The organism is Cupriavidus alkaliphilus, assembly GCF_900094595.1.
Classification (GTDB): Bacteria; Pseudomonadota; Gammaproteobacteria; order Burkholderiales; family Burkholderiaceae; genus Cupriavidus; species Cupriavidus alkaliphilus.
The window spans coordinates 350,604-377,039 of sequence record NZ_FMAD01000005.1; the positions used below are offsets into that span (position 1 = coordinate 350,604).

The window sequence follows — 26,436 nt, forward strand, 5'->3', positions numbered from 1 at the left end:
CGCAGTCCGGGGCGAGCGCTTTCATGTGCTTTGCTGCTTTGCTGCAGCCTGACCGATCCGTCAAAGCCGCACAGCACTTACCGTTACAGTTGCGAGATCGTGGCGCGTGCCAGCCCGCGCTGCTCCAGGAAGCCGAGCAGGTAGCGATGCCCGAACGCCTTCGAGCCGGAGGCGAAACCAACCTTGGAGGTCTCGCCATCGAGCAGCTTGATGGCCCCGGCTGCCTGAAGCGCCCCGGTCGAGATATACGGCGTGATGCCGTGCAGGGTTGCCCGTACTGCAGCGAGCTGGCCACGGCCGATAGCGAAGTCAACCGTTCGATGCAGAGAAGTGCGCTCGCGCGGCGGCATGGCCGGCGTGGTCGAATCGACGAACTGCTTGAGCACCATGTCCTGCTGCTCGGGCGGCAGGTGCGCGTACTCCGCCTCCCACTTATGGCCGAGCCCGTGCACCATTTGCATCACGTTGCTGTCGTAGAAGCCCACGCACGAGACGCAGCTGCGCACGCGTGGATCGTGCTCGAAGTACACCGGCAGCGACGTGCCACTCCACGGCAGCGCAAAGACGGGCTGCAGGAAGTCGGGGGAAGATACGTTGAACGAAGCGTGCTTGTCATGCGGCACCAGCTTCTTTTCCCACAGGTAGCATGCTTCCTGGCGATAGGTATCGAAGATGGTCGCCGTGGAACCCACGCTCACGCCGGCGCCTCCGCCTCGCGGCCCGCGCGCCAGCGTTGCGGTTTCGAGCGCATCGACACCCGGCGTCTCCAGCGCCAGCTCGGCTGCAATCTCTGCGAACGAGTACATGTACGCATTCGACGGCGACACGAGCAGCCCGGCCTGCCGATACAGCTCGCCGAACTGGTCGCGCACGTTGCGCACGTAGCGCTGCTCCCCGGTGGTGTCGAGGTAATGGCATCCTGCCTTGAGCGCCGCCTCCACCGCAACGAGCCCAAAATTGGAGAACGGCCCGACCGTGTTGCACACCACCCTGGCACCGCGGAACGCATTCACGAGCGAATCCACGTTGTGTTCCGCTTCGATGATCTCGTAGTCGGCCGACTCCAGACGCACAACGCGCTGCGCCATCATTTCCTTCGTGCGGCCAGCGTTGCGTGCCACCGCCGTGAACGGGATGTTCTGGTCGATCAGCCAGTCCATGATCAACATGCCGGTGTAACCGCTTGCGCCATAGACGACGACGGGGTGCTTTGCCATGGTTGTCTCCTGCTACTTCTTTTGTTGAGGGTTAGGTGAATCAAAGGTGGAACGACGCGCGAGGCCCAGGGGCACATTCATGCTCAAACCAGCCCTGAGCCACTGCAGCCGTGGCTTTGTCCGGTAGCGCCGCAGCGCCACATAATACGTATCCACGGCCTACTATTTACGTTTCGATGGCCTAATCTTAGCGTTGACATGGCCTACAATCAAGGAAGCAGAAGTTAGGGAAAACACCAACCGTGGCGCGACGCGAGCGATCTCGGCCAGGTCAGTTCCCGCATATGCGAGGTAAAGGACGGTGTGGTCGCCGCAGCGCCTCGGCGGGCAATCCAGCGTCACTACGGGGCTATTTGAAGCCCTTCTCCGTGGGGGCCTGGGAGGAGCAGCGCCCGCTGAGCGTTCGCGTTAGAGGTGGGCTGGATGCTCTGCACACTCACGCCTCCAGCCTCACGCGCAAAGGCATGGCGAGCGAAGCGGTGTTATGCCCTTCCATCGGATAGGCCTATAATTTGCATAGATCTTGTGTCAGCTATAGGAGAGCCCAGGTGCAAAACAGCGCGGTCAAGCCAAGAACCCGTGCCCGTTCCGAGGGGGCAAAGCCCGAGGTGCAGCCGTCAACGCGACGAAATCGGGAACAACGCATTCGGGAAATTCTTGATACCGCACGCCAGGTGTTTCAGGAGGATGGCTATGCCGGCTTCGCAATTCGCCGTGTAGCGGATCGCATGGGCATCACCCATGGCAATCTCCAGTACTACTTTCGAACCACCGAAGACTTGCTGCGCACGGCGCTCCCGGCTTATCTGAGCCAGGTCATGGAGGACTACACGAACATCGCCAATCGTCCTGGCACGGACGCGGCGCAACGTTGCTCCACGCTGATCAATCGTATTTTCCAGAACCTCAACGAGACCGACCTGCCGAAGTTCATGGTGGAGATCTGGGCTTTCGCCTCGCACGAAGCCTATGTCGCGGAACTGCTGCGCGACATGCAGACGCGGTTTCGAGGCATCTTCGCGAAGTTGTTGTCGGAACTCCATCCGACGTTGAGTAGCGATGAGTGCCTGGTGCGTGCCGCTGTGATCGCCGCCCAGATGGACGGCATGACGATATTCGCGTCCCACGGCGATTACCCGGGCAGAGACTATGTCGAGTTAGTTCGCGTGGCGAAGCGCGCGGTAAAGATGTTGGTGAACGCTTCGCCCCAGGTGCTGAAAAGCGAAACGCCACTGCGTCGTCCGCGTATCTTGCCCGGTAGCAGCAATGCCCCCGTCAACGTGTTTGGAGCGCATGGTGACCACCAGCCCGGGCTCCTGGATCTACGGGTGCAGCAGTCGGCTCTGGACGCCTTCCACTACCGGCCGACGGCCCAGGGCAAGCGCAGGGAAATCAAGATCAACGAGATCGTCGCCACCGCCGCCAACCTGCTGGCGACGGAAGGCTATGCAAACTTCACCCTGGCACGGGTGGCGAGAGAACTTGGCATCCTGCCATCAGCGCTCCAGAACTATTTCCCCACCCATGACGACCTGCTGCGCTCGACCCTTGACGCGGTGGGGCGGGCCTATCTGGACCGCTACTCGGAAATCGGCAAGCCGAGCAGCAAGGCGGCGCTCGAACGCCTGTCAGAAATCGCCGCCGACGTCTTCGAGGAAGTCTGTATTCCTGGGGTGCAACAACTCTGGATTGAGATGTTCGCGCTGGCTCAACATTCGGATCTCACGCGTGAAATTGTCGGAGGCGGCTACGCAGCCTACCGGGTGGTCTGTGCCAATCTCATCCGGGAGATCGATTCGTCGGCGACCGCGCGCGAATGCCTCTCGCGCGCGACACTCATCGCCGCGCTGGTTGACGGCGTAACGGTGCTGAGGTTTGGTGCCGAGCATCAACCGGTAAGCGTGGACCGCGCCTTCGAGCTGGTGATGGTGATGACAGTTCTCATCGCGCAGGGACGCATTACCACAACTGACGTGCCATAGCGCAAAGGCCAGCCTCAGGACAGGAACAGAAATCCCGCCTTTTTCAGAATGGAAAAAGATGCCGTGCTGGCACGGCATCGAAAGACCCCAGAGGGACACCACTGCCCGGGATCCTGGAGATGTGTAGCCGGCGCAAGTCGCTCAATGGCACGGAATCTCGATTCTCTGAGCTACAGAGCATTGGCGTCGCGGTAGCGCAGAGAGTGGGTCAGCGCACCAGCGTGCAGTATGGCGCCCGGAACGGCTCACCCGGCGTCAGCGATGGGTCGTTGAGCTCGCTGATGTCATAGGGGTAGTTGCACCCTCCGGTTGGCAGGGGCCGGTAGAACAGCTTGTCGCCGTAGAACCGGTAAACCAGCGTATGGCGGTCCGGACAGTCCGGGGTCACGGGAGCACCACCGTGCAGGGCGCCGGAGTGGAACAACAGCGCATCGCCCGGCTCCAGATCCCAGGAAACGACATCCCACGACGCAGGATCTTTGGCGCGGTCGGCTTCAATGTCGGGTAGTCGGGGCCAATCAGTGTTGGCCCACAACGGCCTGGTGTGGTCGTTCGGGTCGTTATAGGACGTACCGTTGTACTGGACGCCGAGATGGGAAGCGCGAACGACTTCGAGCGCGTTCTTGCGAGGGATCTTCTCGAAACAGGTCCAGATGTTGACCATCTGTGGCCCGCTCATCGGATAGTACGAGGTGTCCTGGTGCCACGGCGACCGGCCTGCCCTGCCGCCCTTCTTGATGAAAATTTCCTCGCCGATGAACCACACATGCTCGGAGCCCCAAAGCGACGCCACGAATTCATCGAGTGCCAACGCCTTGACCGTCGCGACGTGTACATCGCGGTTGTCAAAATTGCCGTAGTCGTTGAAATGCTCATCCGGCGTGCCTTCGAAGGCGTAGCCGTGCTGTGCGCTCGGATGGGCGACTCCGTAATCGAACGCTTCGCGCATCCGCTTGAGGCGTTCGGAGGAAAACAAGCCCCGGGCGACGGTGGCACCGTCACGCGCCAGTTCCAGCTTCATCTGCTCAGTCACTTGCATGTGAACCTCTTTTACCTTGTTGATAAAATCAAATATGTCGGGAGGAATGTTAAATTCCTGCCTCGGTTATGACCGGAACAACCGATGTGTTCGGACCGGCAGCGCGAACGCACTCAAAGCCCCGCCAGCACGCCATCTTTCGAAAACAAGATCGGCTTTCCACCGGCATCTATCAGCGTTGCGGTCAAGGCAGCCCGATCCGGACGCTGATCGACTTCGAACGATGCGCCGCTAGCGCGCTGCCGCATGACCAGTCCGTTCAGGCCGACCGCAATCAGCCCGCTGCCGGCGGCGACGAGACTGGTGATCGAGCTCTTCGTCCCGGTCTTCAATGGCTGCCATGATTCCCCGCCATCGCTGCTCTGGAACAGACTGCCAAGCAGGCCACCCACGACGATCCGGCCATCGGGCATTGCCACACCCGACCACAGCGAGCCCTTGCCGCCGGTGGCGAGGTAGTGCCAGCTGGCCCCGCCGTCGGTCGACTTGAGCACGGCGCCCTGTTCGGCAGAAACATAGAGCGCGCCCTTCTGATCGGCAAAGGCGTGGTACAGGTTGCGATCGGCCTTGCCGCCGTCGGGCGGCCTGGGCAGCGTGGTGCGAGCCCACGTCGTGCCGCCGTCGCGGGTCTGCAGCATCAATGACCACAGACCAACGGCAATCCCATCGCGCTCGTTCGTAAAGAGCACCGAGAACAGCGGCTGATCGACCGCCGTGTCCATCCGTTGCTTGCTCCACGTTTCGCCGCCGTCACGCGTGGCGAGAATCACGCCCCACTGGCCCACCGCCCAACCCTGCCTGTCATCGGTAAAGGTGACCGCCGACAGCGTGGCGGAGACCGGCACGCTGCGCGCCTGCCGATACGTCTTGCCTTCGTCGTCGGAAAGCAGAACGATGCCGTGCTCACCCACGGCGACGATGCGTTTGCCGGCGCGTGTCGCGTCCAGCAGCATCATGCGGGTCGGGGCGGCCCAAGCATGCGCAGGCTTGGCGCTCCAGGTGGCAACTGTCCCCGCGGATGGTGCCTGTGCAAGCGCTGTGGTGGCCGCACACAGTGCGATGCTGGTCACAAGAGTCTTGATCATGGTTGCGTCTCCGGATCAGTGGCTGAGCAGGCCCGGCACGCGCGCCGGTTTGCGGCGCGGGAACCAGCGCTCCAGCACCGAGGCAAGCGCCGGCAGTGCCGTCATCGCCATCACCAGGTTGACGATGAACATGAAGGCCAGCAGCTTGCCCATGTCGGCCTGGAACTTGAGCGCCGAAAAGCTCCACGTCGCCACACCAATGGCCAGCGTGATCGCGGTAAAGATCGTGGCCACGCACTCGAACTCGAGCGCACGCTCCATGGCCCTGAGGATCGGGTCACCTTCTGCCAGGTGCCGTTGCAGCCGGTTGTAGATGTACAGCGCGTAGTCCACACCGATGCCCACGGCCAGCACCATCACCGGCAGCGTGGCCACGGTCAGGCCAATCTCGAGTTCCTTCATGAACCAGTAGCCGATGAACGTGGCCACCGACAGCGGCACACAGCACGCCAGCATCGAGCGCCAGTCGCGGTAGGCCAGGAACACGAGGACCACGATGGCGGCGTACACATACAGCATCATCGGCAACTCGCTTTTTTCCACCTCGTCATTGGTGGCAGCCAGCACGCCTGCATTTCCCCCAGCCAGGCGAATGTTGATGCCAGGGAACGGATGCGACGCGCGGTACTGCTTGATGTCGTCGAGGATCCGGTTGATCGTCGTCGCCTTGTGATCGGCCAGGTACAAGTGGACCGCCGTCATGCCGCAATCTGCCGTCATCAAGCCTTTGAGGCGCGCCACATCGACCGACACCGCACCGTAGTTGTCGGGGTCGATCGGCACAACGTTCATTTTGGGATAGTCCTCGTTGTAGCCGGCGTTGTAGGTACGCAGCGTCCCTGAATACGACTGCGCGGACACCACGCCTGGCTTGGTGCGCATGGCGGCGGTGAATTCTTCCGCATACAAACCGACGGCGGGGTTGTCGCACGCCTTGCCAGTCGATTCGATGGCCACCGACAGCCAATCCAGGCCCATGTCGTAATGGCTTGCAATGGACGTTGCATCCCGGTTAAAACGCGCTTCCTCACGCAACTCCGGCGCGCCCGGCTGGAGCGTGCCGATCACGCGGTCGCGGCTCTGCCAGACCGAGAGCCCGAACACCATCAAGGTGATCAACAGCGTGGCGCCCGCGTACTTCGGCTGCGCCACCCGCGATAGCGGACGCAGGAGCGCCGCGCGCCAGGCACCGCGCTTGAGCGCGCGCTCCGCGTACGCCTGCGTGAAATTGAAGCACGATGCCGCCACCGGCAGCATGATCAGGTTGGTGATGATCTTGTAGGCCACGCCCAGCGACGCCGTGATCGCCAGCTCGCGCACCATCGGAATCGGGATCAGCAGCAAGGTGACGAACGACACGAAGGCGGTGACGAGGGCCAGCACGCCCGGAATCAGCAGCCCGCTGAAGCTGTGGCGTGCAGCGTCGTACGAGCTGTTGCCGCGTGCGATCTCACGCACGATAAAGTTGACCTGCTGCACACCGTGCGACACGCCGATCGCAAACACCAGGAACGGCACCAGCACGGCGAGCGGATCGAGACCGAAGCCCAGCAAGCGCAACGTGCCGAACTGCCAGACCAGCGAGGTGAGCGAGCACACGATCAGCAGCACCGTGAAGCGCACTGAATGGCAGTACCAGTACACCGCGAGCGCGGTCAGCAGCAACGCGATCGCGCAGAAGCCGAGCACAGCCGTTGCGCCGTCAGCAATGTCGCCGATCTGTTTGGCAAAGCCGATGATCTGGACTTCATAGCCGGCGTCTTCGAATGGCTTGCGGATCCTGTCTTCGAGCGTATGATTGAACGCCACGTAGTCGAGCACCTTGCCGGTGCTGTCGCGCTCGTCCAGCTCGGCAGTGATCATCGCGCTGTCTTCGCTGTGCGAGACGAGCGTGCCGACATAACCACCGAGCGTAGTGGCGCGACGGATGTCGGCCACGACCTCAGGCGTCAGTTGAGCGGGCGTGATGTTGCCCGAGATGATCGGCTCGGCACGAAACCCTTCTTCGGTGATCTCGTTGACGAAGGCGTTCGGTGTCCACAACGAACGCACGCCGATACGGTCCACGTTGGGCAAGTACGTCACCGCCTGGGTCACCTTGTACAACCGGCTCAGCCCTTCCGGTGTCCAGATCGAGCCCTGCCTCGCCCGAACCACGACGGTAATGCGGTTTGCACCCAGCAGGTCGTTCCGGTACTTCTGGAACGTCTGGATATACTCATGGCCGATCGGCATCTGCTTCTCGAACCCCGCATCCATGCGCAGTTGCACGGCAAACACGGCCATGATTGCTGTAAAGGCACCAATCAAGGCGAGCACGATCATGCGGTGGCCGAAGCAGACGCTTTCCAGACCGCTGACTAGACGATTTAGCACAACACCACCCCTATGTGTTCCGGCGGCGCGCCACGTGCGCCGCCCCTGCCGGGTTACCGGTCAGAAGTTACGCGTGACGAATGCACCGATGAAGTTTCGGTCCGCATACGGCTGTCCCACCGACTGGTGACCACCAAAGAACGTCGTGAAGTTCACTCCCGCCTGCCACTTGGTCGGGTTCTGATTGAACAGCACGTACAGATTCAGTGCCTTCGCGCCCTGGAGGTAATTTGCGGTGAAGGTCGGCGTATAGCCATAGAGCGATGTCATGAACGTCACGCCGGGCGTTACTTGCCAGCCCGGAATCAGCGTTCCGTCATAGGTCCAGTTGAAATCGATGGTTGCACCCACCGAACTTGACGTGCCCTGAGACCTGGCGATCGGATAACCCAGGCCTGAGTTCTGGTTCAACCAGGGCAGATAGCCCGCGGAGGTCCCCTGTGTCACGGCTTGCCCGTCGATCGTGCGCGTAACGCCATGCGAGCTCAGGCCCGGGTAGTAGATCCAGGTGGCCTCCCAGGTGAGCGTGGCCTGGTCCGCGCCGATCAGCTTGAGGAAGGGATACTCGCTTCGCGTCAGGGCCAGGATGCCGTTGATGTCGAATTGAAGCTTCTTCCGGTCGACCCACTGCCGGCAATGAATGCCAGGGACACCATTGGTATTCATATCGAGCGGACCGCCGGCGCCATAGCAGCCGGATAACGCCACGGCGTCGCGAGGCCGATACGACAGCTCAGTACCGATCGCCCAATCGCCAACGGGGAAATTGGCGCTGGCGCCGAAGAGCTGGCGATTGCCGAGATGCGAGAACTGCAATGTACCGTCGGGCAATGACGCCATCACCGGCGACTTGTCGATATAGTTGAGGTAATAGAGCGCAAAGTTGGCAGGCAAGGATGTCGGCGTGTAGTTCAGTTTCAGACCGAACTGCGGCCTGTACTTCGCTGGCAATGCCGACGAGACGGGAACACCGATATCAAAGAACGGGGGCCCGGCGAATTCCCCATTGACGAGGCCATTGTTGATGGCGCTGATCACGCCCGCGTTGTGGCTATCCGGCCCGGCAATGGTGCCCGCGCTGGGACCTGCCACGTTGAAGTTTCTTGTGCTGATCGTGAATGGCTCCGCGCCGCGGCCGAAGCCATTCGTGATCGACCAGTAGGATCCAACCGGTGGATAGCGGTTGCCATTCCACTGGAACTGGTAGTAGGCCTCGGTGCTGAAGCCCCCGGGAAGACCGGTGGCGAAGCTGAGCATTGGCGCAGGGCGCAGGGCCTGCTTCAGCTGCGCCCCGGGAATCAGCAGCTTCTGGATATCGAGCGAATTGGTCGCATTGATGCCGCTCTGCGCGAAGATGCTCTCGCCCCAGTTGATCACCTGGTTGCCGAGGCGCACATGCGCTCTGCGCGCGCCGATGGTGAAATCCTTCTGGCCCCAGAGATCGAGCAACTGCGCATCGTGCACAACCTGCGCCGCAGCCTCGCCGGACAACGGCGTCCTGGCCGTGTCCTTCGCCATGAAGTCATACATCCCAGTGCCGCGGGCCATGAACTTGAGCCCCTGGCCCGGCATCGTCAGCAGCAATTCACTGGTCGCGCTAAGGTAGGTGCTGAATGCATCCCCCTTGCGGTAGTTCAGGTTGCCGTTGTCGCCGAACCCCCACTGGTCGACGTTGGCTGCCGCACCGCAGCCGTTCGCGTTCGGATCGCCCGTGCGGGAACAACTGGGGTCCTTGACCCGAACCCCCGCGCCGGCGGTAATGTTGGTCACCAGCGAGCCTTTGATGGCATCGTCCGCTCCCACCGTGAAGTCATACGCATACGCGCTGGATGCTGTCGCCCCCAGCACGGCAAGCGACATCGTGCTCCGCCGAAACATCTTTGTAGTTTTCATCGTCGTCCTCCATCCCCTTCCGAGGCCGGCGCGTGCCTCCTCAAACGCGCGCCGGCCCGCCATGCAGCGACCTTCAGCGCTCGCTCACCGAGCGCAGCGTTTCCGAGGTGAAGAAGTCCGCCCTGAAGCGCGGATCATTGACCTGCTCGTACCAGCGAATGTCCTTGCCCTGGCCAATCGTCGTCTGGTCCATCACGTAACGCCCGTTGTTGAGGTCGTACATCGCGAACGGCAGGTTGTCGCACGTACCCCCCAGTTCCCACACCGGAATCGGGTAGCTCTCGCGCACCTTCCACAGCTTGCCCTGGGCGTCGTAGTCCTCGCCCACGAGTGCCAGCCAGCTGTCTTCATCCAGATAGAAGACCTTCTTCGATGCAACGTGGCGCGCACTGGGCTTGAGCGTGGCCTCGACCACCCACACGCGGTGCATTTCATAGCGACGGTTGGCCGAAGCAACACCATCTGGCGTAGCAACGTCGCGCAGCTTGTCCTTGAACTTGTACATGCCGAACGCGTTGTACGGCACGATCATTTCCTTCTTGCCGACCAGCTTCCAGTCGAACCGGTCGATGGTGCCGTAGAACATATTGGCTTCATCGATCAGATACTGGTTCTCCATGCCGATGACCGGCGCATCGTGCGTATAGGCCGGCATGCGACGCACGCGGCGCTGGCCGGGGAAGTAATAGAACGTCTCGGATGCCTTGTTGAAGTACTGGCGTTGCACAAACGCCTGGCCCGCCAGTGCCGGCGGCGATTCCATCTTGAAGAAGGCGGCACTGCTAAGCTGATCGACGTCCTGCGGCGTTGTCTTTCCCGGCTTGCCCCACGGGAAGAACGTGTGCTGCGGAGAGATGACATCGATCCATTCGTTGCTGCCCGGGCGCGGGGAAATCACGGTGACCATCTTTGGCCATTCCAGGCCCTCACCGTGGTAGCGATAGATGTAGTTCAGGATCGCCTCGGCGCCGGTCTTGGGCTGCGGGAATGCAATGCCCGGAAGGGTTGCCGTCTGCAGTTTTTCGCCGCCCGGATCGAGCTTCGCCCCGGTGAGATTTGCCTTGGAGTTCTGCGCAACGAAGTCCGGCACCTGGCATTCGCGATGCGACGGATACACGTCCATGCGATAGCCCTTCTTTTGCTTGACCAGGGCAAGCTGTCCTGGCGTCAGCCTGTCTGCGTATTTGTCGACGTTCGATGCATCGATCGAGTACAGCGGCTTCTCGTTCTTGTGCTTCCAGAAGTCGCCGCGGAACTTGCCCCACTCCCAACCAGCCTCGGGTGACTGCTTGCCTGCATACGCCGGAACAGCACCGTCTTTACCCGCTGCGCGAACACCACCTTCCGGGGTCAGGTCCTCCGCCATGGCGGCACTGCCGATCACCAGGCATACCGCAGCCGCAATGGCCGGCATGGTTTCAATTCTGTACTTCTCCATCATGGTTCTCCTCCGATCCCTCGCTTCTCTGCCCTGCATGTCGGGCGTTCCGGGTTGCGATATCAGTCAGTGGTGGTTCAACGTCCGTAGTTGTCGATTGGCGCGAGACTCAGTCCTTGCCGGAGCCGGCCACGGCCACCGCGCGAATCTCGATGACCAGTCCAGGCAGGGCCAGTTGCGTTACGCCCACTGCCGTCCAGGACGGATAGCGGCTCGGGAAGTACTGATCCTTGACAGCGACGAACGCATCGACCTCGCCGTGAAGGTCGGTGTGGAATGTTGTGAGTTCCACGACGTCGGCCAGGCTTGCGCCCGCCTCTTCGAGAACGAGCTTCAAGCACGCGAACGCGATCTGCGCTTGCGCGTGCATCCCCTCTGCCGGCTTCATGTCCGCGTCGATCCCGACCTGGCCGGACACCCATATCAGGTCGCCCACTCTCGTAGCCGGCGATAAATGGTGCTCGTCGTAGTACGCCCGGAACGGGGCCGGGACGATCGATTGACGTTGGTTGTTCGCTGCCATGACTTCAGCCTCTTTGCTTAGATGCGTTGACGGAAACAGGGGTGCGCGGAATGGATCGCCCGCCTGCAAATGTGAAATCTCGTCGGGGAACGGAACGCCCGCTGCGCTGCGGTTCGCGCAGATGTGTTGGGGCCGCGGTCTGAAGATCGCGTCGTCGCCAAAGCACAGCGGCACGAGCGTTGGCGGTCGTTTGCGGCGCCACCCACCCATGGTGTTCGCCTCCAAGAACCACCTCATTGATACGTATAAGCGGCCTACAAATAGCGTTTCATTGGCCAAATATTAGCGTTGCATTGGCCTAGATTCAAGGTCGCGGGCGCTAGGGAAAACACCAACTGAAGCAGACCAAGACGATGGGAAGCCGAGTTAGTGCAGCGTGACCGCCGAAGTGCTGGTGCTGGTACGCTCAGCGCCCGGCCATCGTGGCTGACGCCTCGTTACCTGGGAGTGCCAGCGAAGCAAGGACTTGAACGACTGAAGAAGGCGAGAGCCTTGCCCAGTTCCCATTTCGGTGGACAAACGGTCCGCAGTTCGCCGGCAAGGTTGCCAGGCGCATGGGCGACACAAGCATGCACGCGTCGGCGCCAGATAGGACCCAAGAGGTTTATGGAGTTAAACGTGCCTGATGATGCATTTTGGTCTCCAAGGTCCTCCGACGATGTAGACATCTCTACATCATTGAAATACCCGTTATGGGCCCCTAACATGCGCCCATGACGCTTTCCACTGATGCCTGGGTCCTGCTGATTGTCAGCTGCCGTGGGCCGGTGCCACCGCGCGCATGCGAATCTGGCGCACAACCAAGACGCTGGGCTGCGCCGCGCTGCGCGATGGGGCCAATCTGCTGCCGGCCGGCGATCAGCAGATCGCCGGTCTGCGCGAGTTGGTGGATACCATCCGGCGGGAGAAATCGGATGGTGCTGGATTCCCTCTACGCGCATTTCTCCACCAGCAAGAAACCCTGACTTCCACTTTCACCCAGGACCTGTCATGAGTCGCATGCAACAAGCCGGCATGGCACCGGCGGAAATCCCGGAACGGCCTGCCTATACGCTCTGGCAGCTCGTGCTCTATTTCCTGCGCCTGGGCAGCTTCGGCTTTGGCGGGCCGGTCGCGTTGGCCGGCTATATGCATCGCGACCTGGTCGAGCGGCGGGGATGGATCAGCGAGGGCGACTACAAGGAAGGCATCGCGCTGGCGCAACTGGCGCCCGGGCCGATGGCGGCACAACTGGCGATCTACCTGGGCTTCGTGCACTACCGCGTCCTGGGTGCCACGCTGATCGGCGTGGCCTTCGTACTGCCCTCGTTCCTGATGGTGCTGGCGCTGGGCTGGGCCTATGTCCGGTTTGGTGGGCTGACCTGGATGCAGTCGGTGTTCTATGGCGTGGGCGCCGCCGTCATCGGCATCATTGCCATCAGCGCGTACAAGCTGACCACAAAGAGCGTAGGCAAGGACAAGCTGCTATGGGTGATTTACCTGGTGCTGGCAGCGGTGACCATCGTCACGGAGTCCGAAATTGCCTGGCTGTTCCTGGCGGCCGGCGTGCTGGCCTGGTTCTGGCGCGCCCCGCCCAAATGGCTGCGCCAGAGCGGCGCCAATGCGCTCGCGGCCACGCAGGTGCCGGCCGCCAGCGGTCTGCTCAGCACGCTGGACTGGCCGCTGCTGACCCAGATTGGCGTCTTCTTTGCCAAGGCAGGTGCCTTCGTCTTTGGCTCGGGTCTCGCCATCGTGCCCTTCCTCTACGGTGGTGTGGTGACGGAATATCAATGGCTGAATGAAAGGCAATTCGTCGATGCGGTGGCCGTGGCCATGATCACGCCCGGCCCCGTCGTGATCACGGTCGGCTTTATCGGCTACCTGGTGGCGGGTCTGCCTGGCGCCTGCGTGGCGGCACTGGCAACCTTCCTGCCGTGCTACCTGTTCACCGTGCTGCCGGCCCCTTACTTCAAGAAGTACGGAAAGCTGCCGGGCATCCTGGCTTTCGTCGACGGCGTCACGGCCGCCGCCATCGGTGCCATCAGTGGTGCGGTGTTCGTGCTGGCCAAGCGATCGATCGTCGACCTGCCCACCATCCTGCTGGCACTGGGCACGGTCGCACTGCTGCTGAAGTTCAAGAAACTGCCTGAGCCAGTCATCATCACCGGTGCCGCGCTGATCGGCCTTGCCATTTATCCGGCGCTGCACCACTGAGCCCAACGATCCAAGGGGCACCATGATCCATGGGCGGGCCGGGTCAACGTCCCATGCCGGGCCAGCAAAGGCCGGTCATCTGCCGGTGCCTGGTGTCCGGGATGGAGATCCGGAAGCGGGAAATGCAGCCGAATTCGGCGGATTGAGTCAACAATGCGGCCGGGATGTCGCCCGCGCTCCGCGAAGACTTTCCTGCACAGGCCAACGGCAGCTGCCGGCCACTGGTGCCGGCAGCTATTTCTGTATTTGCCTGATCGCGCGCTCGCGCGACGCCTGCATGTCCTGCATCAGCCGGTACGCCGCGTAGTACTTGAAGATGTTGCGCACATAGGTGGTGGTCTCGATGCCGATCTTCTCCGCCACCACGATCTCGACGTTGTTGAACCACTTGTCGGGATCCAGTCCGCGCGCCGCCGCTTCCTTGCGCATCTTGGCGATATTGCCCGGCCCGGCGTTATAGCTGGCAAAGGCGAACAACGGTCGGTCCGCTTCCGAGAAGTGGGCGTCGGGAAAATACTTCGTCATCAGCCGGTCCATGTACTTGGCGCCGGCATGGACGTTGGCTTCGGCCATCCGGATATTGCCGACATTCAGTTCCTTGCCGGTGGCCGGCATGATCTGCATGATGCCGACCGCGCCGACATGGCTGCGCGCCTCCTGGTTCAGCTGTGATTCCTGGAAACCTTGCGCGGCCAGCATCAGCGGGTCGAAGCCATAGTCCTTGCCGTACTTTTCGAAGAAGGCGATGGTCTGCTGGAAGCGCTTGTACTCGGCATCCTCGGTATTGTTCTTGATCTGCTTGATGCGCAGCATGGTCTGCTTGAGCCGGTACTCCGCTCCGCCCTGCTTCTTGACGAAATTGAAGTAGTAGTCTTCGATCGCCTGCCGCAGTTGCGGGCTGTTCTTGCGGTAGGCCCAGCCGGGGTAGCCGCCTTCGCGCACGGCCAGGTCTTCACGCACCTTGATGTTTGGCAGGATCTGCGCCCACATCGCGGCCTTCCAGTCATCGACCACCAGGATTTGCAGCACGCCCGCGTTGAGCATCTCGAGCGCGTCTTCGTCTTCGAGCGCGTCGGGCAGCATGACCAGCTTGATCGGCGCCTTGCCGGCGTGGCGCAGGCCGTCATTCAGCACGGTCAGGCTTTCGAAATAGCTGCTGGCGCGCCGTACATGCACGGTCTTTCCGGCGAGATCGTCGAGGCGCTGCAACGGCGGCGCCTTTGGCCCCGTGACAACCAGCTCGCGCACCGGCTTGCGGTCGCGCGGCGCGGTGAAGTCCACCTGCTTCAGCCTGCTTTCGGTCTCGGTGAGGTTGCCGGCGGCGATATCTCCAAGCCCCGCCATCAGGTCGGGCAGCAGCCGGTCGCGCGTGGTCGGGATGATGATGATGGTCAGCGGGCGCTTGCCGAGCTGGTCGGCGTATTTCTTGTTCAGGTAGCGCTCGAAGTCACGCACCAGCTCCGCGGTCAGTCCGCGCTCGCGGCCCTTGTCGCTGAAGTAGAGCGTGCGGCTGTACGGCACCAGCACGCGGATGACGCGGCTCTTGAACATCACGTCGAAGTCGCCGGTACGGGGCTTGTTGGCAAGGTTCAGGCCGCGCGGCTTGGCGGGAGTGGCCTGGCCTGTCGCGGCGGTAGCGGCAGGGGCCGACGCTGGCGGATTTGGCGATGGCGGCGTTTGCTGGGCTGCGGCAGAGGGTCCGCAAAGGCTGAGCGCGCCCATCAGGCCGGACACAAGGAGGCCTGCCAGCCAACGAGAAGGGCGGACAGCGGACATGGCGGGGATCGCAAGCCGCGCAAGCAAGCGCACGGTTTGCCCATATGGAGTCTAGGCGTGAAATGGGACGTTGCAAGCCGGGGACGTGCAAGGGGGAGGAAGTACGCGGCTGCCTGCAGGAAACGCGGACGAGGGCAACGCAGCAGGGGCGCGTGGAGAGGGGGAAAGAAATGGCCGGCTGCTGCCGGCGATGCGTCACAGTGCATTGATCCGGGGAGTGATAGTTTGCACCCTCAGAACGCCAGGCGAGCCTTTCACGCGCTCCAAGTGCGGGTCAATCGGCGCACTGTCAGTATCCGTAGCAGAGCTCCGCAGCGATGTGGTGAGCTGAAAGTATGCGAGGGGATTCAAGGCGAAAGTCAGCGCGACTCCGTCCGGGCCCGGAATTGGCTTTCTGAATGTCGCACCCCGCGCAGGCTTTTTCCGCTGCGTGTGTCGGGTCAAGTTCAAGAAACTACCTGAGCCAGTCATCATCACCGGTACCGCACTGATCGGCCTTGCCATTCATCCGGGGCTGCACCACTGAGCCCCACGATCCAAGGGTCACCATGATCCATGGGCGGGCCGGGTCAATGTCCCATGCCGGGCCTCCAACGGCCGGTCGTCTGCCGGCGCCTGGTGCCCGAGATGGACTGGCTACAGCCTGCGGCCGCCCTTCGTCTTCGGCCGTCTCCTGCCGGCCACGAACAGTCACTCGGCTCATCACCTCGAAACCGGTCCTTCGTCCTTAGAATCGGCGGAGATTGCCACCGATTCAGGCATTCTCGGAATCCCCTCTAATGATCGAATAGCGATCAATGTCCGTGCGAAGCTTCCAACCTTTGCGTGCCCAGAACTTCGACGCGACTGAGTTTGTCTTCAGCACATCGATGTGGCTTTTCTTAATGCCGAGACCTTCGAGTTCCAACAGACACCGTTCAACAAGCGCGTTGGCAACCCCCTTGCGCCTGTGCTTTGGGAGTACGAGAAGATGCTGCAGATACCCACGTCTGCCGTCATGTCCGGCCATGATGCATCCCACGATTGCTCCACCGAGCTCGGCAATGAAGCTAAGGCCGGGGTTACGCTCGAGATAACGGAGCGTCGATTCCCGGGAGTCGGCATCCCGTATTGAAACGCCGTCCGTTCCCTTCATGAGCTGTATCACGCGGTCATAATCATCTATGGTCATGAGACGAACTTGGAACATGCAATGCGCTCTTCGGTTTGGCAAAAGTCGATGGTAGCGCATCTGCACCGAGCGTCTGCTTTGACTTCTCGGAGATAGCCTTTGCGGGTCGGAAGCGGAAATCCGTGGGTTGCTGCCGGCCTGTTGACAGACGATCGCCCGCCTTCGGCCAGAAGCGGTCGGTCTACATTCACCCCTATTTTGTGGACAATTCCAGCCGGATCCTTCCGAACCCTCAATTTCGATTCCATATGAGTGAACTTCAGCAGGAAGTGCAGCGCCTCGCCGCAAAAGCTCTGGCCGATTTCAATGATCGGGCTGACGGAAGGCTAGATTTTTCGGAAGGAAGTCTGCAGATTGTCGAAGAATTGCTTGCAGAGGCTTCGATGTACCGAGAGGACCTCTTGTCTGAAGCGGTTGAGGGCCTCGTGACACGATTCGGTTGCTACATTCTGGAAGTCGGTCGCCAGCAGTTTGGAGGCACGTATTCATGGCTCGAAGAACGAAATCAGCCCGTGCTTGTAGTTGGTGATCCGCAAAGCCACACAGCTCTTGGAACTTGGGATAAGGTCCGTGGCCGCTTATCCGGGGATACCGGCGACAACATTCCGTTTTTCTTTGAAGGCTTCGCAGAACGAGTGCGAACGTCATCCGGTGGAGGCCGGACCCTTTACATTTGAAACCAACGCGGGAATGTCTGCTTTGGAGTGAAGCCAAGGACAGCTTTGGGTCGGTTGCCGCCACTACGCCACGCGGCACGCAGCAAGGGCCGCTGACGACCGGGATCGGCCACAAGCTGCCGGTCGACATGCATGGCTAGATTGCACGCAATAGATAGAAGTGTCCTCAGATATCCAGTGCGCGGCGCAACGACACACCCTGCATGCAGACGTACTGGTTTAGACCCCGACGAAGACGGCGCGGGCATCGAGAAGGAACTCGTCGCGCTTGCTGCGTCACCGGGCAGGGCCTTTTATCCGCCGAACGTCGTAGTCCTGACAATAAGAGGATCAACGGCGAATCGGGCGATGTCGGAATTGCCCGCCACCTAGTGGCCTTTTTCGCTCGCTAGCGAGCGGGTGGATGCGATGCTCCTGTGCGGAGACATGCCTGGAGCAGCTACATGGCCAAAGTCAGCCATCAAGGCATGACCGTAGCGTACGCACGAGACGGTCCGCTTCCGTTGTATCCGTGATGTTCGCGAAGCCCATCACCAGGCCACGCGGGGTGTCACGCATACGGCCATGGGCATACCAGTTGGAGAGCGGCAGTACCGCCAGTCCGGCTTGGCGGGCACGCGCGGCGACGGCGACATCGTCGACCGGACCGTCGGCAGCTTCGGCGAATTGCACCGCGAACTGGATTCCGCCGGGTGGCAATTTAACGGTCAACCGTTCTCCGAACGCCTGCTTGAGCGCGTGCGCGATCAACAGGCGCCGCTGTCCATATAGCGTGCGCATCCGTTTTACATGCCGCGCAAAATGCCCCTGTTCAATGAAATCTGCCAACGCCGCCTGAAACAGCGTTGGCGCGCCGGTATTCATGCTGCACGCCACCCGTTCAACACGCTCGATGGCACGCTCCGGCACCACCGTGTATGCCAGCCGAAGACCGGGAAACATCACCTTGCTGAACGTGCCGCAATACAGCACGCGATCATGCCGGTCGAGGCTCTTCAGGGCCGGCAAGGGGCGGCCCAGGTAGCGGAACTCGCTGTCGTAGTCGTCTTCGATAATCCAGCGAGACGCCGCCTCTGCCCAGGTCAGCAACGCCATGCGCCTTGCGAGCGAAAGCGTGTTTCCCAAAGGGCTCTGATGCGATGGCGTGACGAGCGCGAAGCGGGCCGCCGGTTCCCGTTCGATGCCACGTTCGACATCGATGCCTTCTGCATCGACTGGCACTGGTACCAGCTGCACGCCGGTCTCGGCCAGGAAGTTGCGCGCGAGCAGATAACCGGGGTCTTCGAACCACATGCGGTCGCCAGGGCTCGCGAGACTGCGCAATACCAGTTCGAGCGTCGCGCGATAGCCACCGGTAATGAAGACCTGATTAGGCAGGCAGGTGACGCCACGCGACAGGCCAAGATAGGTCGCGATGTGTTCACGCAGCGGCAAATACCCCACCGGGTCGGGGTAGGCGAGCATCGCTTGTCCACCACCGCGCGCACGCCGCGAAACGATGCGGCTCCACAGCTTGCGTGGAAACGCGTCAAGCGCCGGCAGGCCTGGCTGCAGGGGGCGCGGCTCGCCGCTCAATGCGGCCGCGATCGGTCGCTGGCGTGCCGTCGCGTGGCTGGGTGATGCGTAAGGCGCCTTTTCCCCGCCGACCAAGTCGGTAGTCAACACATCAGCGGCATCATCTCGGCCACCCGCAGCTACCGCCTGCATCTGCGCCGCCGACAGGGAAGGGGATACAAAGGTGCCGGCAGCGCCCCGCATCTGCAGGTAGCCCTCGTCGACGAGGATCGTATACGCCAGCTCGACCGTGCCACGCGCCGTATTCAACTGCGTAGCGAGGCCGCGTAACGGCGGCACGCGATCGCCGGGGCGAAGATGCCCTGCCGCTATCGCTGTTCTGAAACGCTCGCAGATCTGCTGATAGATCGGCAATGCCTTCTTGCGGTCAATCTCGATGGCCAACATGGGGTTGCGTACCGTCATGGCAGTCTCACCGGCAAAAAAAGGGGCAACAAAATCTTGGACTAGTCGACTTGTCAATTCTTGGCCCTTATTCATAGGGCATGATTGTCCCACAATGGCTTCCATGCGATGCGACGGGGACAGGCACAGTCAGTGATGCCGCAGCGCCTGGCGAGCAGAGCGTTCCTTTACCTCATATTTGGAGATCTGCCATGAAGATCGTTGTAATGGGTGGTTCCGGCCTGATCGGCTCACGCCTTGTCAAACTGCTCAACCAGGCCGGCCATACGGCAGTCGCCGCATCGCCGCGCACCGGTGTCAATACCCTGACCAGCGAGGGGCTCAGCCATGCACTGGTGAACGCAGATGTCGTCGTGGATGTGACGAACGCACCATCCTGGGAGCCGCAGGCGGTGCTCGACTTCTTTCGCACCTCGGCACGGAACCTGGGCAAGGCCGAGGTCGCCGCGGGCGTGCGCCATCACGTCGCGCTGTCGATCGTCGGTACTGACCGCATGCCGGATAACGGGTACTTCCAGGCCAAGGTTGCACAGGAAGCGGTGATCGACGCGGCCGGTGTGCCCTACACCATCGTGCGCGCCACACAGTTCATGGAATTCATCGGCGGCATAGCGGACTACGGCACCGATGGTGACACGGTGCGAATCGGCGACGGACTGTTCCAGCCGATCGCTGCGGATGATGTCGCGGCAGCGCTTGCGCAGGTGGCGACCGCGGCGCCGCTGAACGGCACCATCGATATCGCGGGACCAGACCGCGCGCCGTTCGCGGAGATCGTTTCACGCTATTTGAAGTCGGTGGGCGACGCGCGCACCGTCGTGACCGATCGCGACGCGCGATATTACGGCGGCCAAATCGAAAAACTGTCGCTCGTTCCGCTGGCCGACGCTCGCATCGGCAGCACCAGTCTCGATGAGTGGCTGGCGCGCGCTCATGTTGATTAAGCCGTAGATTCGGAAAATTGGACGTTCGTCCTCATCAACCATGCAATGGCCGCCGGCGAGATGTGGTTCGTGCCGCCCGCCGACGGCGCACCGGAGATACAACATGAAGCGTTTGATTGCGTCGATACTGCTGGCCTCCCTGCCGATGCATGCAGCCCTGGCTCAAGACCATTCCGGCCATCAGGCAACGGTGCCAGTGCAAGGATTGGCAACTACCTCCACGGGTGTGAAAGCCACACTCGTGTACCAGCAGGAAATCCCGAACTTGCCGGGCAAGAGTGTCAAGGGCGTACTGGTGGAGTATGAGCCAGGGGGCGTCAACGCCGCGCATACCCACGCCAGGTCGGCGCTGATCTACGCAACAGTGCTGGAAGGCGCCGTATTGAACCAACTCAACGGCGGACCGCTTCGCACGTTCACCAAGGGCCAGAACTTCCCCGAAATGCCTGGCGACCGGCACGACGTCAGCGCCAACGCGAGCAAGACTGAGCCCGCCAAGCTGCTTGCGGTGTTCGTCGTGGATACGAACGAGACCGTGCTAACCACACCCTTGAAGCGTTGAGGCAGCCCGCGTAGCCAGGCAAGCGTAAGCAGTCATTCATCTACTACACGGTCGCCAAGGAATACCGCCGGACATCTACGGCGTGATGGTAGCTGCCGGCTTGGCGACCGACGATCGACCGCATTCGGCCAGTAGCGGTCGTCCGAGGACCGGCTTCCAAAGCGGACATCCAGATTTCGGATACACTCGGAAGATCCCAACCGCCGCAGAAATGGTTGTTATGCCCGTGTCATTTAAGCAAAGGTTTCTCTCTGGCCTTCCGCAGACACCGCCAGAGATGAATCTGCAACTCGACGAGTTTGTTGTTTTCGACGAAGCCTCCCTGCCGGGCCTTAACGACAGTGCTATGTGCCAGCTTATAGAGGATGGGCTGCCCCGCCACGCACCGCCATTTCTTAGCTTCTCGAGCTATCGCGCTGCGGAGATCGAGAATCTCCGAGCAAGTGGTGTCGTCCCAGAGCAGTTTGTCCCGTTCGGGCAGAATGGCTCTGGTGATCTTCTTGGAATTGACGCCGCAACAAATGAGGTAATCTACTTTAACCACGACGATCATAATCGGCGGGTCTTCATTAATTCCACACTGGGCCAGTTTCTCGAGTGTCTGTGCATCTATCAGGAGCACTTGCACTCCGGGAAGACACAGTCTTCGCTGGGCGCCATCGCAAAAGTAGATCCCCCCGCTGCAAAACAAGGGACGATGTGGCACGCGGAGGCACTCTCCGACTAGTAACGGAGGGCCGTCCCGCTGACTATAGGTCGCTCAGAGGTTTCCGTGTTCGGGGCATTGGCAGCCGGCAGAGTCCGACCGTCACGAAGGAATAACCGCCTGTCGACGGGCGAACCGGCAACTCTTCCGCCAAACTTACTGCGAGGTTACGGCCGCAACCCCTTCCAGCGCGACAATCCTCGTCGTCGCACATCTTTCTCGGATCGCCTTGAGACGGGCGTACTCTGGCGAGTCATACCAAGCCATTAAGGAATCCATGTCCGGGAACTCGACGATGACGAGCCGATGCGGCTGCCAGTCGCCTTCGAGAACTTTGGTTAGACCACCACGGCCCAAATACTTTCCGCCGTAGCGCACCTCAGTAGCTGGTACTTCTCGTTTGTACTCTTCAAAAAGGACGGGGTCTGTTACATCGACATCGGCGATCAGGTATGCAGTCATGGCGCGATCCTTTCCGCAGTAGTCCCACTGCTCACTGTCATTGCTCGATTGTAGGCGGCGATGCCGTGAAGTCGAGGATGGCCGTAACTACTGAAAAGCTGCCTTTTGCGTGTGACGCCTTCAACGGCAGAGAAGGGTCGGCAAGCGCCTTTCCCGGAAATTGGCGCAGCTCTAGAAAGCAAGCTGCGCCGCGGATAGCGTGCGGATGGGTGCATCGGTACCAGAATTGAACTCTCACTATCCCGCTTATTTTCCTGCCAAGCGACCTTCACCAAGACGTAGTTCATGGATCAGTTCGACCAAAGCGCGTAGCCGCACCGTCACGAACCTGTGGCCAGAGTAGTAAAGCCTGAGGCCGCCAAACGGCTGGCACCAGGGAACGAGCACGGGGACCAGGGCGCCGGATTTCAATTCTTCATCGATGAACCATTCCGAGATGAAGCCGATGCCGAGTCCGAGCAGCACCGCCTGTTTGATGGCCGGCGTCTCGGAGAGGGCCATGCGCACTGGCAGATCCATCTGCAGCTTCTGGCTCTTGTGCTTCAGTTCCCATTGATAGATGCCGCCGTGGGACATGCGCATGCCGATGGTCTGGTGCTTGAGCAGATCGCGCGGATGCCTGGGCGTACCGTTGCGCTTCAGGTACTCGGGCGTTGCCACGACGAGCATGCGGAGGTTGCGGGACAGCGGCACGGCGATCATATCTTGCGGCACGGATTCGGCAAGACGGATGCCCGCATCGAAGCCTTCGGCGACAACGTCGATCAGGCGCGACTCGCTCACGATGTCGATGCATACCTGGGGATAGCGCTGCGCGTACGGATGGAAAAGCGGTTCCAGCAGCAAGAGGGCTACCCCCTGCGGTGCATTGATGCGCAAGGTACCGCTGGGCGCGTCCGACTCGGTTTCCGCCTCTTCGTTGGCCCGTTGGATTTCGGCGAGCGCTGGCGCTATGCGCGCCACGTAGCGCTGACCCGCATCGGTTAGGGCCACGCTGCGCGTCGAGCGGTTGAACAAGCGCACTTTCAGCCGCGCCTCGAGGCCGGAAACGGCGCTGCTCACCGCCGTGGTCGACATGCCAAGCTCTAGCGCCGCGCCACGAAAACTGCTGCGGCGTGCGACGGCCAGAACCACCTCAAGCTCGGTCATTCCTGTGCGGTGCATAGATTGTCCTGATTTTCGGGATGCGTCATCTGTCATAGGACGGCTTATCAAAACAATAACGTATTCCTAGACTTCAATGCACGCCGGACGTGGGGAGCTCTCCCCCTCCTCCCCTACGCCGCCAGTCATTCCAAAGGAAACGAAATGCAACGCATTGATCATATGTACATTAATGGCGAGTTCGTGACGCCGCACGGCCAGGAATGGTTCGATCTGCACAACCCCAGCACGGAAGAGATCATTGGCCAGGTTCGGCTGGGCGACGAGAAGGACGCGCAACGCGCAATTGCTGCGGCGCGGGCAGCATTCCCCGCCTGGTCACGCACCACGCGCGAGGAACGCATTGCAGCGCTGCGGCGCATGCACCGGGCCATCGCTGAACGCGAGGAGGAACTGCTGCAGGCCATCGTGACCGAATATGGTGCGCCGTCCGTGCGCTCGCGCTGGATGGCGGAGTATCCCGCCCAGACCGTTGCACAAGCAATCGACGCGCTGGAATCGTTTGAGTTTGAGGAGCGCGCTGGCGCCGCACGTGTTGTGATGACGCCGGTTGGCGTCGCGGGCCTGATCACGCCCTGGAACAGCAACGCCGGGTTTATCTCCAACAAGCTGGCGACGGCGCTGGCCGCTGGATGCACAGCCGTCATCAAGCCCAGTGAGATGAGCGCAATGCAGACGCAGATCGTGGCCGAGGCGCTGCACGAGGCCGGCCTCCCGCCCGGCGTGTTCAACATCGTCAATGGCCGCGGCGACGTGGTTGGCGAAGAGATCGTGCGCAACCCTGGCATAGCCAAGATCTCGTTCACCGGCTCTTCCGCCGTCGGTCAGCGGCTGTTGAGCGCGGGGGCCGTCACCATGAAGCGTGTGACGCTGGAGCTGGGCGGCAAGTCGCCGACGGTGGTGCTCGATGACGCAGACTTCGCCGAGATCATGCCGCTCGTGCTCCAGGCTGGCTTCCTCAACAGCGGCCAGGCCTGCATTGCCGGCACCCGCATTCTGGTGCCGCGCCATCGGCTTGCGGAGTTCGAGCAAATCGCAAGGGAAGCGGTTTCACACGTCAAATCCGGCGATCCGCGTCAAGCTGACACCGACATCGGCCCAATGGTAAGCGCCAGGCAATGGGAACGGGTGCAGAACTACATCCGCATTGGGATGGATGAAGGCGCAGCGTTGCTGGCCGGTGGCGAAGGACGACCCGACGGATTGCACAGGGGCTGGTTCGTCAAGCCCACACTCTTCACGAACGCGAGCAACCAGATGCGCATTGCGCGCGAGGAGATCTTTGGGCCTGTCCTCACCATCATCCCTTACACCGACGATGCCGAAGCTGTCTCCATCGCCAATGACACTGCCTACGGCCTGAGCGCGATCGTGCTTGGCAAGGACATCGAGCGCTGCGAACGCATCGCCCGGCTGATCGACGCGGGCCGCGTGCTCGTCAACACGCTCGTCCATGAGCCGCGCGCGCCGTTTGGCGGCTTCAAACATTCAGGACTTGGTCGCGAGATGGGGAAATGGGGCATCAGTGCGTACCTGGAGCCCAAGACCTTGATGATGGAGTCGGCGCAGGCTTAATAACTGTTGGCAACGGCTGGTGAAGCGGCTCGATGTGTAGCCATCGATGCAACGCCAGCCTCGCCGCACATAACGGACCTGTCCGCATTTTTGTGTGCGAGGCGGTTTTTGAATTCTGTTAGCCCCGTGCCCCAGTAAATCGCTCGCCATACAGAATAGCAAACTGGTTCATGGCGGACTTCCAGTCATAGGTCGTGCGAACGGACTTGGCCAGCACTTTGCGCAGCGCCAGCCACAGCAGCTTGACAGCGGCTTCATCCGAGGGGAAGTGCCCTCGGGTTTTGATGATCTTGCGCAGCTGCATAATCAAGCTTTCGATGGCATTGGTGGTGTAGATCACGCGCCGATCTCGGGCGGGAACACGAAGAAAGGCGTGACGTGCTCCCAGGCGCGTCGCCACGACTGGGCGATCATCGGCAGTTTTTCACCCCACGGGCCGTCGGCGAAGTCCTGCAGCGCCTGCTCGGCCTCCTGCTCGCTGGCCGCGCTGTAGATTGGCCGCAAGCCAGGCAAGCGGCATGTGTCGGATTTCACGGATTTCGTATCGCCGGGTATATGGCAATGATGGAGATACATGCCGGTACAAAGCGGCGCGCCCGGAGAGTCGCTATCGTCCAGCGTCTCCTCGCCAGTGCGCCGGTTGCAGCGCTGTCAGTTCGCCTCCGGAATCTGCGTGCGTGACACACCAGCCGCGCCGGGCAATCCGCTGCGCATGCATTGCGCAGAAGCAAGGGGATGTCTGCAGGCGCAGCGGACAACCCCTACCCATCCCCAACGGTACTGTTACTTGCGCGACGCCTGCACGGCGTCGAGGATCACTTTGGCAACCTCAGCCGGCCTGGACTGCTGGGGAACATGGCTCGTCGGCAAGCTGGTCACCTTGGCGCCGATTGTCTTCGCCATGGCGCGCTCCAGCTCGGGCGGAATCATGCGATCCTTCTCGCTGACGATGTACCATGAGGGCCTGGTCGACCATGCCGCGGCGCCCACCTTCTCGCCGAACGCCTTTGCCTGGATGGGGCCCTGCGTCGCCGCCATGACTCGCGCCTGCGCGCGTGGCACGTCCTGGGCAAAGTCGTTGGCGATGGCGTCGGGGGGAAGCGTGGCGTACCCTTCGGCATCGACAACCAGCCTGGAGATGCCAGGCGCTGGCGCATAGCCTTTGCCAAGCTCCTCGGTGGATTGTCCCGCCTTGGGTGCAAAAGCGGCGACGTACACCAGGCCGACTACCTTGTCATGGTTGCCCGCCTCGGTAATCACCGTTCCCCCCCACGAATGACCGACAAGCACAACCTTGCCTGGCTGATTGTTAATGGCCCGGCGCGTGGCGGCCACATCGTCGGCCAGTGAATTCAGCCCGTTCTGCACCGCTTGTACCTGGATTCCCTTCGCTTGCAGCAAGGGAATGACCCTGGCCCAGTCTGACCCGTCAGCAAATGCGCCGTGCACGATGACAACGGATGGCTTACTGTGGCCATTGCCGGCGGCATAGACCGCATGACTGGCGGCCAGGCTCAACGCGCCCAGAGCAAGGGCGACTACGCTACGATTCAGCATCTTGGTTCTCCGTTTGCATTCACGGAAACTTTTCCGTGGCTGTCGCGAGTTTGCAGAATCCGGCCCCGGACCGGCATCGGTCGATCGACCGATGCCGCCCGCGCTCGAGCCGGTAA

20 protein-coding genes and 2 pseudogenes are annotated in these 26,436 nt (G+C 61.5%); 8 read left to right on the forward strand and 14 right to left on the reverse strand.

All coding sequences use genetic code 11. The annotated features are described in order from the left end of the window. Positions 1 to 83 precede the first annotated feature (83 nt). On the reverse strand, positions 84 to 1,217 hold the full coding sequence (locus GA0116996_RS13560) for a saccharopine dehydrogenase family protein (RefSeq protein WP_092312103.1): 1,134 nt from the start codon (positions 1,215 to 1,217) through the stop codon (positions 84 to 86). A gap of 548 nt (positions 1,218 to 1,765) precedes the next feature. On the opposite strand from GA0116996_RS13560, the gene GA0116996_RS13565 reads away from it, so the two are divergent. Continuing rightward, entirely contained in the window at positions 1,766 to 3,199 is a 1,434-nt protein-coding gene (locus GA0116996_RS13565; protein ID WP_092312106.1) for a TetR/AcrR family transcriptional regulator, read from the forward strand. Positions 3,200 to 3,407: 208 nt separating this feature from the next. Here the strand turns inward: GA0116996_RS13565 and GA0116996_RS13570 are convergent, their stop codons facing one another. The 6 genes from GA0116996_RS13570 to GA0116996_RS13595 all read right to left on the reverse strand — a co-directional run bounded on the left by GA0116996_RS13570 (position 3,408) and on the right by GA0116996_RS13595 (position 11,553). After that, positions 3,408 to 4,238 carry a phytanoyl-CoA dioxygenase family protein gene (locus GA0116996_RS13570; RefSeq protein WP_092312109.1) on the reverse strand — a complete coding sequence of 277 codons (831 nt, stop codon included), beginning with the start codon at positions 4,236 to 4,238 and terminating at the stop codon, positions 3,408 to 3,410. 113 nt (positions 4,239 to 4,351) lie between these two features. Then, positions 4,352 to 5,323 (reverse strand): WD40/YVTN/BNR-like repeat-containing protein, encoded by a 972-nt coding sequence (locus GA0116996_RS13575; RefSeq protein ID WP_092312112.1) that lies wholly within the window; start codon positions 5,321 to 5,323, stop codon positions 4,352 to 4,354. A 15-nt stretch (positions 5,324 to 5,338) separates the two neighbouring features. After that, on the reverse strand, positions 5,339 to 7,699 hold the full coding sequence (locus GA0116996_RS13580) for an efflux RND transporter permease subunit (RefSeq protein WP_092312116.1): 2,361 nt from the start codon (positions 7,697 to 7,699) through the stop codon (positions 5,339 to 5,341). Between the two features lie 60 nt (positions 7,700 to 7,759). Next, positions 7,760 to 9,592 (reverse strand): DUF1302 domain-containing protein, encoded by a 1,833-nt coding sequence (locus GA0116996_RS13585; RefSeq protein WP_092312119.1) that lies wholly within the window; start codon positions 9,590 to 9,592, stop codon positions 7,760 to 7,762. Between the two features lie 73 nt (positions 9,593 to 9,665). After that, positions 9,666 to 11,033 carry a DUF1329 domain-containing protein gene (locus tag GA0116996_RS13590; protein WP_208601248.1) on the reverse strand — a complete coding sequence of 456 codons (1,368 nt, stop codon included), beginning with the start codon at positions 11,031 to 11,033 and terminating at the stop codon, positions 9,666 to 9,668. Positions 11,034 to 11,139: 106 nt separating this feature from the next. After that, positions 11,140 to 11,553, reverse strand: a complete 414-nt coding sequence (locus GA0116996_RS13595) for a RidA family protein (RefSeq protein ID WP_092312323.1) — start codon at positions 11,551 to 11,553, stop codon at positions 11,140 to 11,142. Positions 11,554 to 12,266: 713 nt separating this feature from the next. Here GA0116996_RS13595 and GA0116996_RS28270 point away from each other — a divergent pair. Both GA0116996_RS28270 and GA0116996_RS13605 read left to right on the forward strand, forming a co-directional pair. Continuing rightward, positions 12,267 to 12,507 (forward strand): annotated as a pseudogene (locus GA0116996_RS28270) (chromate resistance protein ChrB domain-containing protein); the annotation flags it as partial. Positions 12,508 to 12,552: 45 nt separating this feature from the next. After that, complete coding sequence (locus GA0116996_RS13605; RefSeq protein ID WP_092312125.1) at positions 12,553 to 13,746, forward strand: chromate transporter; 1,194 nt, start codon at positions 12,553 to 12,555, stop codon at positions 13,744 to 13,746. 234 nt (positions 13,747 to 13,980) lie between these two features. Here GA0116996_RS13605 and GA0116996_RS13610 read toward each other — a convergent pair whose 3' ends face one another. Beyond that, on the reverse strand, positions 13,981 to 15,522 hold the full coding sequence (locus GA0116996_RS13610; protein ID WP_092312128.1) for an MltF family protein: 1,542 nt from the start codon (positions 15,520 to 15,522) through the stop codon (positions 13,981 to 13,983). 754 nt (positions 15,523 to 16,276) lie between these two features. Then, a complete protein-coding gene (locus GA0116996_RS13620; protein ID WP_092312134.1) occupies positions 16,277 to 16,711 on the reverse strand; it encodes a GNAT family N-acetyltransferase in 435 nt (144 codons plus the stop codon). Positions 16,712 to 16,941: 230 nt separating this feature from the next. Here GA0116996_RS13620 and GA0116996_RS28010 point away from each other — a divergent pair, with 230 nt between their 5' ends. After that, on the forward strand, positions 16,942 to 17,370 hold the full coding sequence (locus tag GA0116996_RS28010; RefSeq protein ID WP_141693735.1) for a hypothetical protein: 429 nt from the start codon (positions 16,942 to 16,944) through the stop codon (positions 17,368 to 17,370). Between the two features lie 453 nt (positions 17,371 to 17,823). On the opposite strand, the gene pdxR is transcribed toward GA0116996_RS28010, so the two are convergent. Continuing rightward, positions 17,824 to 19,350, reverse strand: a complete 1,527-nt coding sequence (gene pdxR / locus GA0116996_RS13625) for a MocR-like pyridoxine biosynthesis transcription factor PdxR (protein ID WP_092312137.1) — start codon at positions 19,348 to 19,350, stop codon at positions 17,824 to 17,826. 191 nt (positions 19,351 to 19,541) lie between these two features. Here pdxR and GA0116996_RS13630 point away from each other — a divergent pair, with 191 nt between their 5' ends. The 3 genes from GA0116996_RS13630 (at position 19,542) to GA0116996_RS13640 (ending at position 21,583) form a co-directional block, all read left to right on the forward strand. Next, the gene (locus GA0116996_RS13630) at positions 19,542 to 20,294 is read left to right on the forward strand and encodes an SDR family oxidoreductase (RefSeq protein ID WP_092312140.1); all 753 of its coding nucleotides are present in this window, start codon (positions 19,542 to 19,544) and stop codon (positions 20,292 to 20,294) included. 103 nt (positions 20,295 to 20,397) lie between these two features. Further along, positions 20,398 to 20,856 (forward strand): cupin domain-containing protein, encoded by a 459-nt coding sequence (locus tag GA0116996_RS13635; RefSeq protein ID WP_092312143.1) that lies wholly within the window; start codon positions 20,398 to 20,400, stop codon positions 20,854 to 20,856. Positions 20,857 to 21,133: 277 nt separating this feature from the next. After that, positions 21,134 to 21,583 carry an SUKH-4 family immunity protein gene (locus GA0116996_RS13640; RefSeq protein ID WP_167355506.1) on the forward strand — a complete coding sequence of 150 codons (450 nt, stop codon included), beginning with the start codon at positions 21,134 to 21,136 and terminating at the stop codon, positions 21,581 to 21,583. A 135-nt stretch (positions 21,584 to 21,718) separates the two neighbouring features. On the opposite strand, the gene GA0116996_RS13645 is transcribed toward GA0116996_RS13640, so the two are convergent. Together GA0116996_RS13645 and GA0116996_RS13650 are read right to left on the reverse strand one after the other, a co-directional pair. Further along, positions 21,719 to 22,024 carry a DUF1330 domain-containing protein gene (locus GA0116996_RS13645; protein ID WP_092312149.1) on the reverse strand — a complete coding sequence of 102 codons (306 nt, stop codon included), beginning with the start codon at positions 22,022 to 22,024 and terminating at the stop codon, positions 21,719 to 21,721. Positions 22,025 to 22,270: 246 nt separating this feature from the next. Then, positions 22,271 to 23,173, reverse strand: a complete 903-nt coding sequence (locus GA0116996_RS13650; RefSeq protein WP_244159848.1) for a LysR family transcriptional regulator — start codon at positions 23,171 to 23,173, stop codon at positions 22,271 to 22,273. A gap of 159 nt (positions 23,174 to 23,332) precedes the next feature. Here GA0116996_RS13650 and GA0116996_RS13655 point away from each other — a divergent pair, with 159 nt between their 5' ends. Next, entirely contained in the window at positions 23,333 to 24,763 is a 1,431-nt protein-coding gene (locus GA0116996_RS13655) for an aldehyde dehydrogenase family protein (protein ID WP_092312154.1), read from the forward strand. Positions 24,764 to 24,881: 118 nt separating this feature from the next. Here GA0116996_RS13655 and GA0116996_RS13660 read toward each other — a convergent pair. Together GA0116996_RS13660 and GA0116996_RS13665 are read right to left on the reverse strand one after the other, a co-directional pair. After that, positions 24,882 to 25,267: pseudogene (locus tag GA0116996_RS13660) on the reverse strand (transposase); the annotation flags it as partial. 279 nt (positions 25,268 to 25,546) lie between these two features. Continuing rightward, entirely contained in the window at positions 25,547 to 26,320 is a 774-nt protein-coding gene (locus tag GA0116996_RS13665; RefSeq protein WP_092312157.1) for an alpha/beta fold hydrolase, read from the reverse strand. Positions 26,321 to 26,436: the final 116 nt, after the last annotated feature.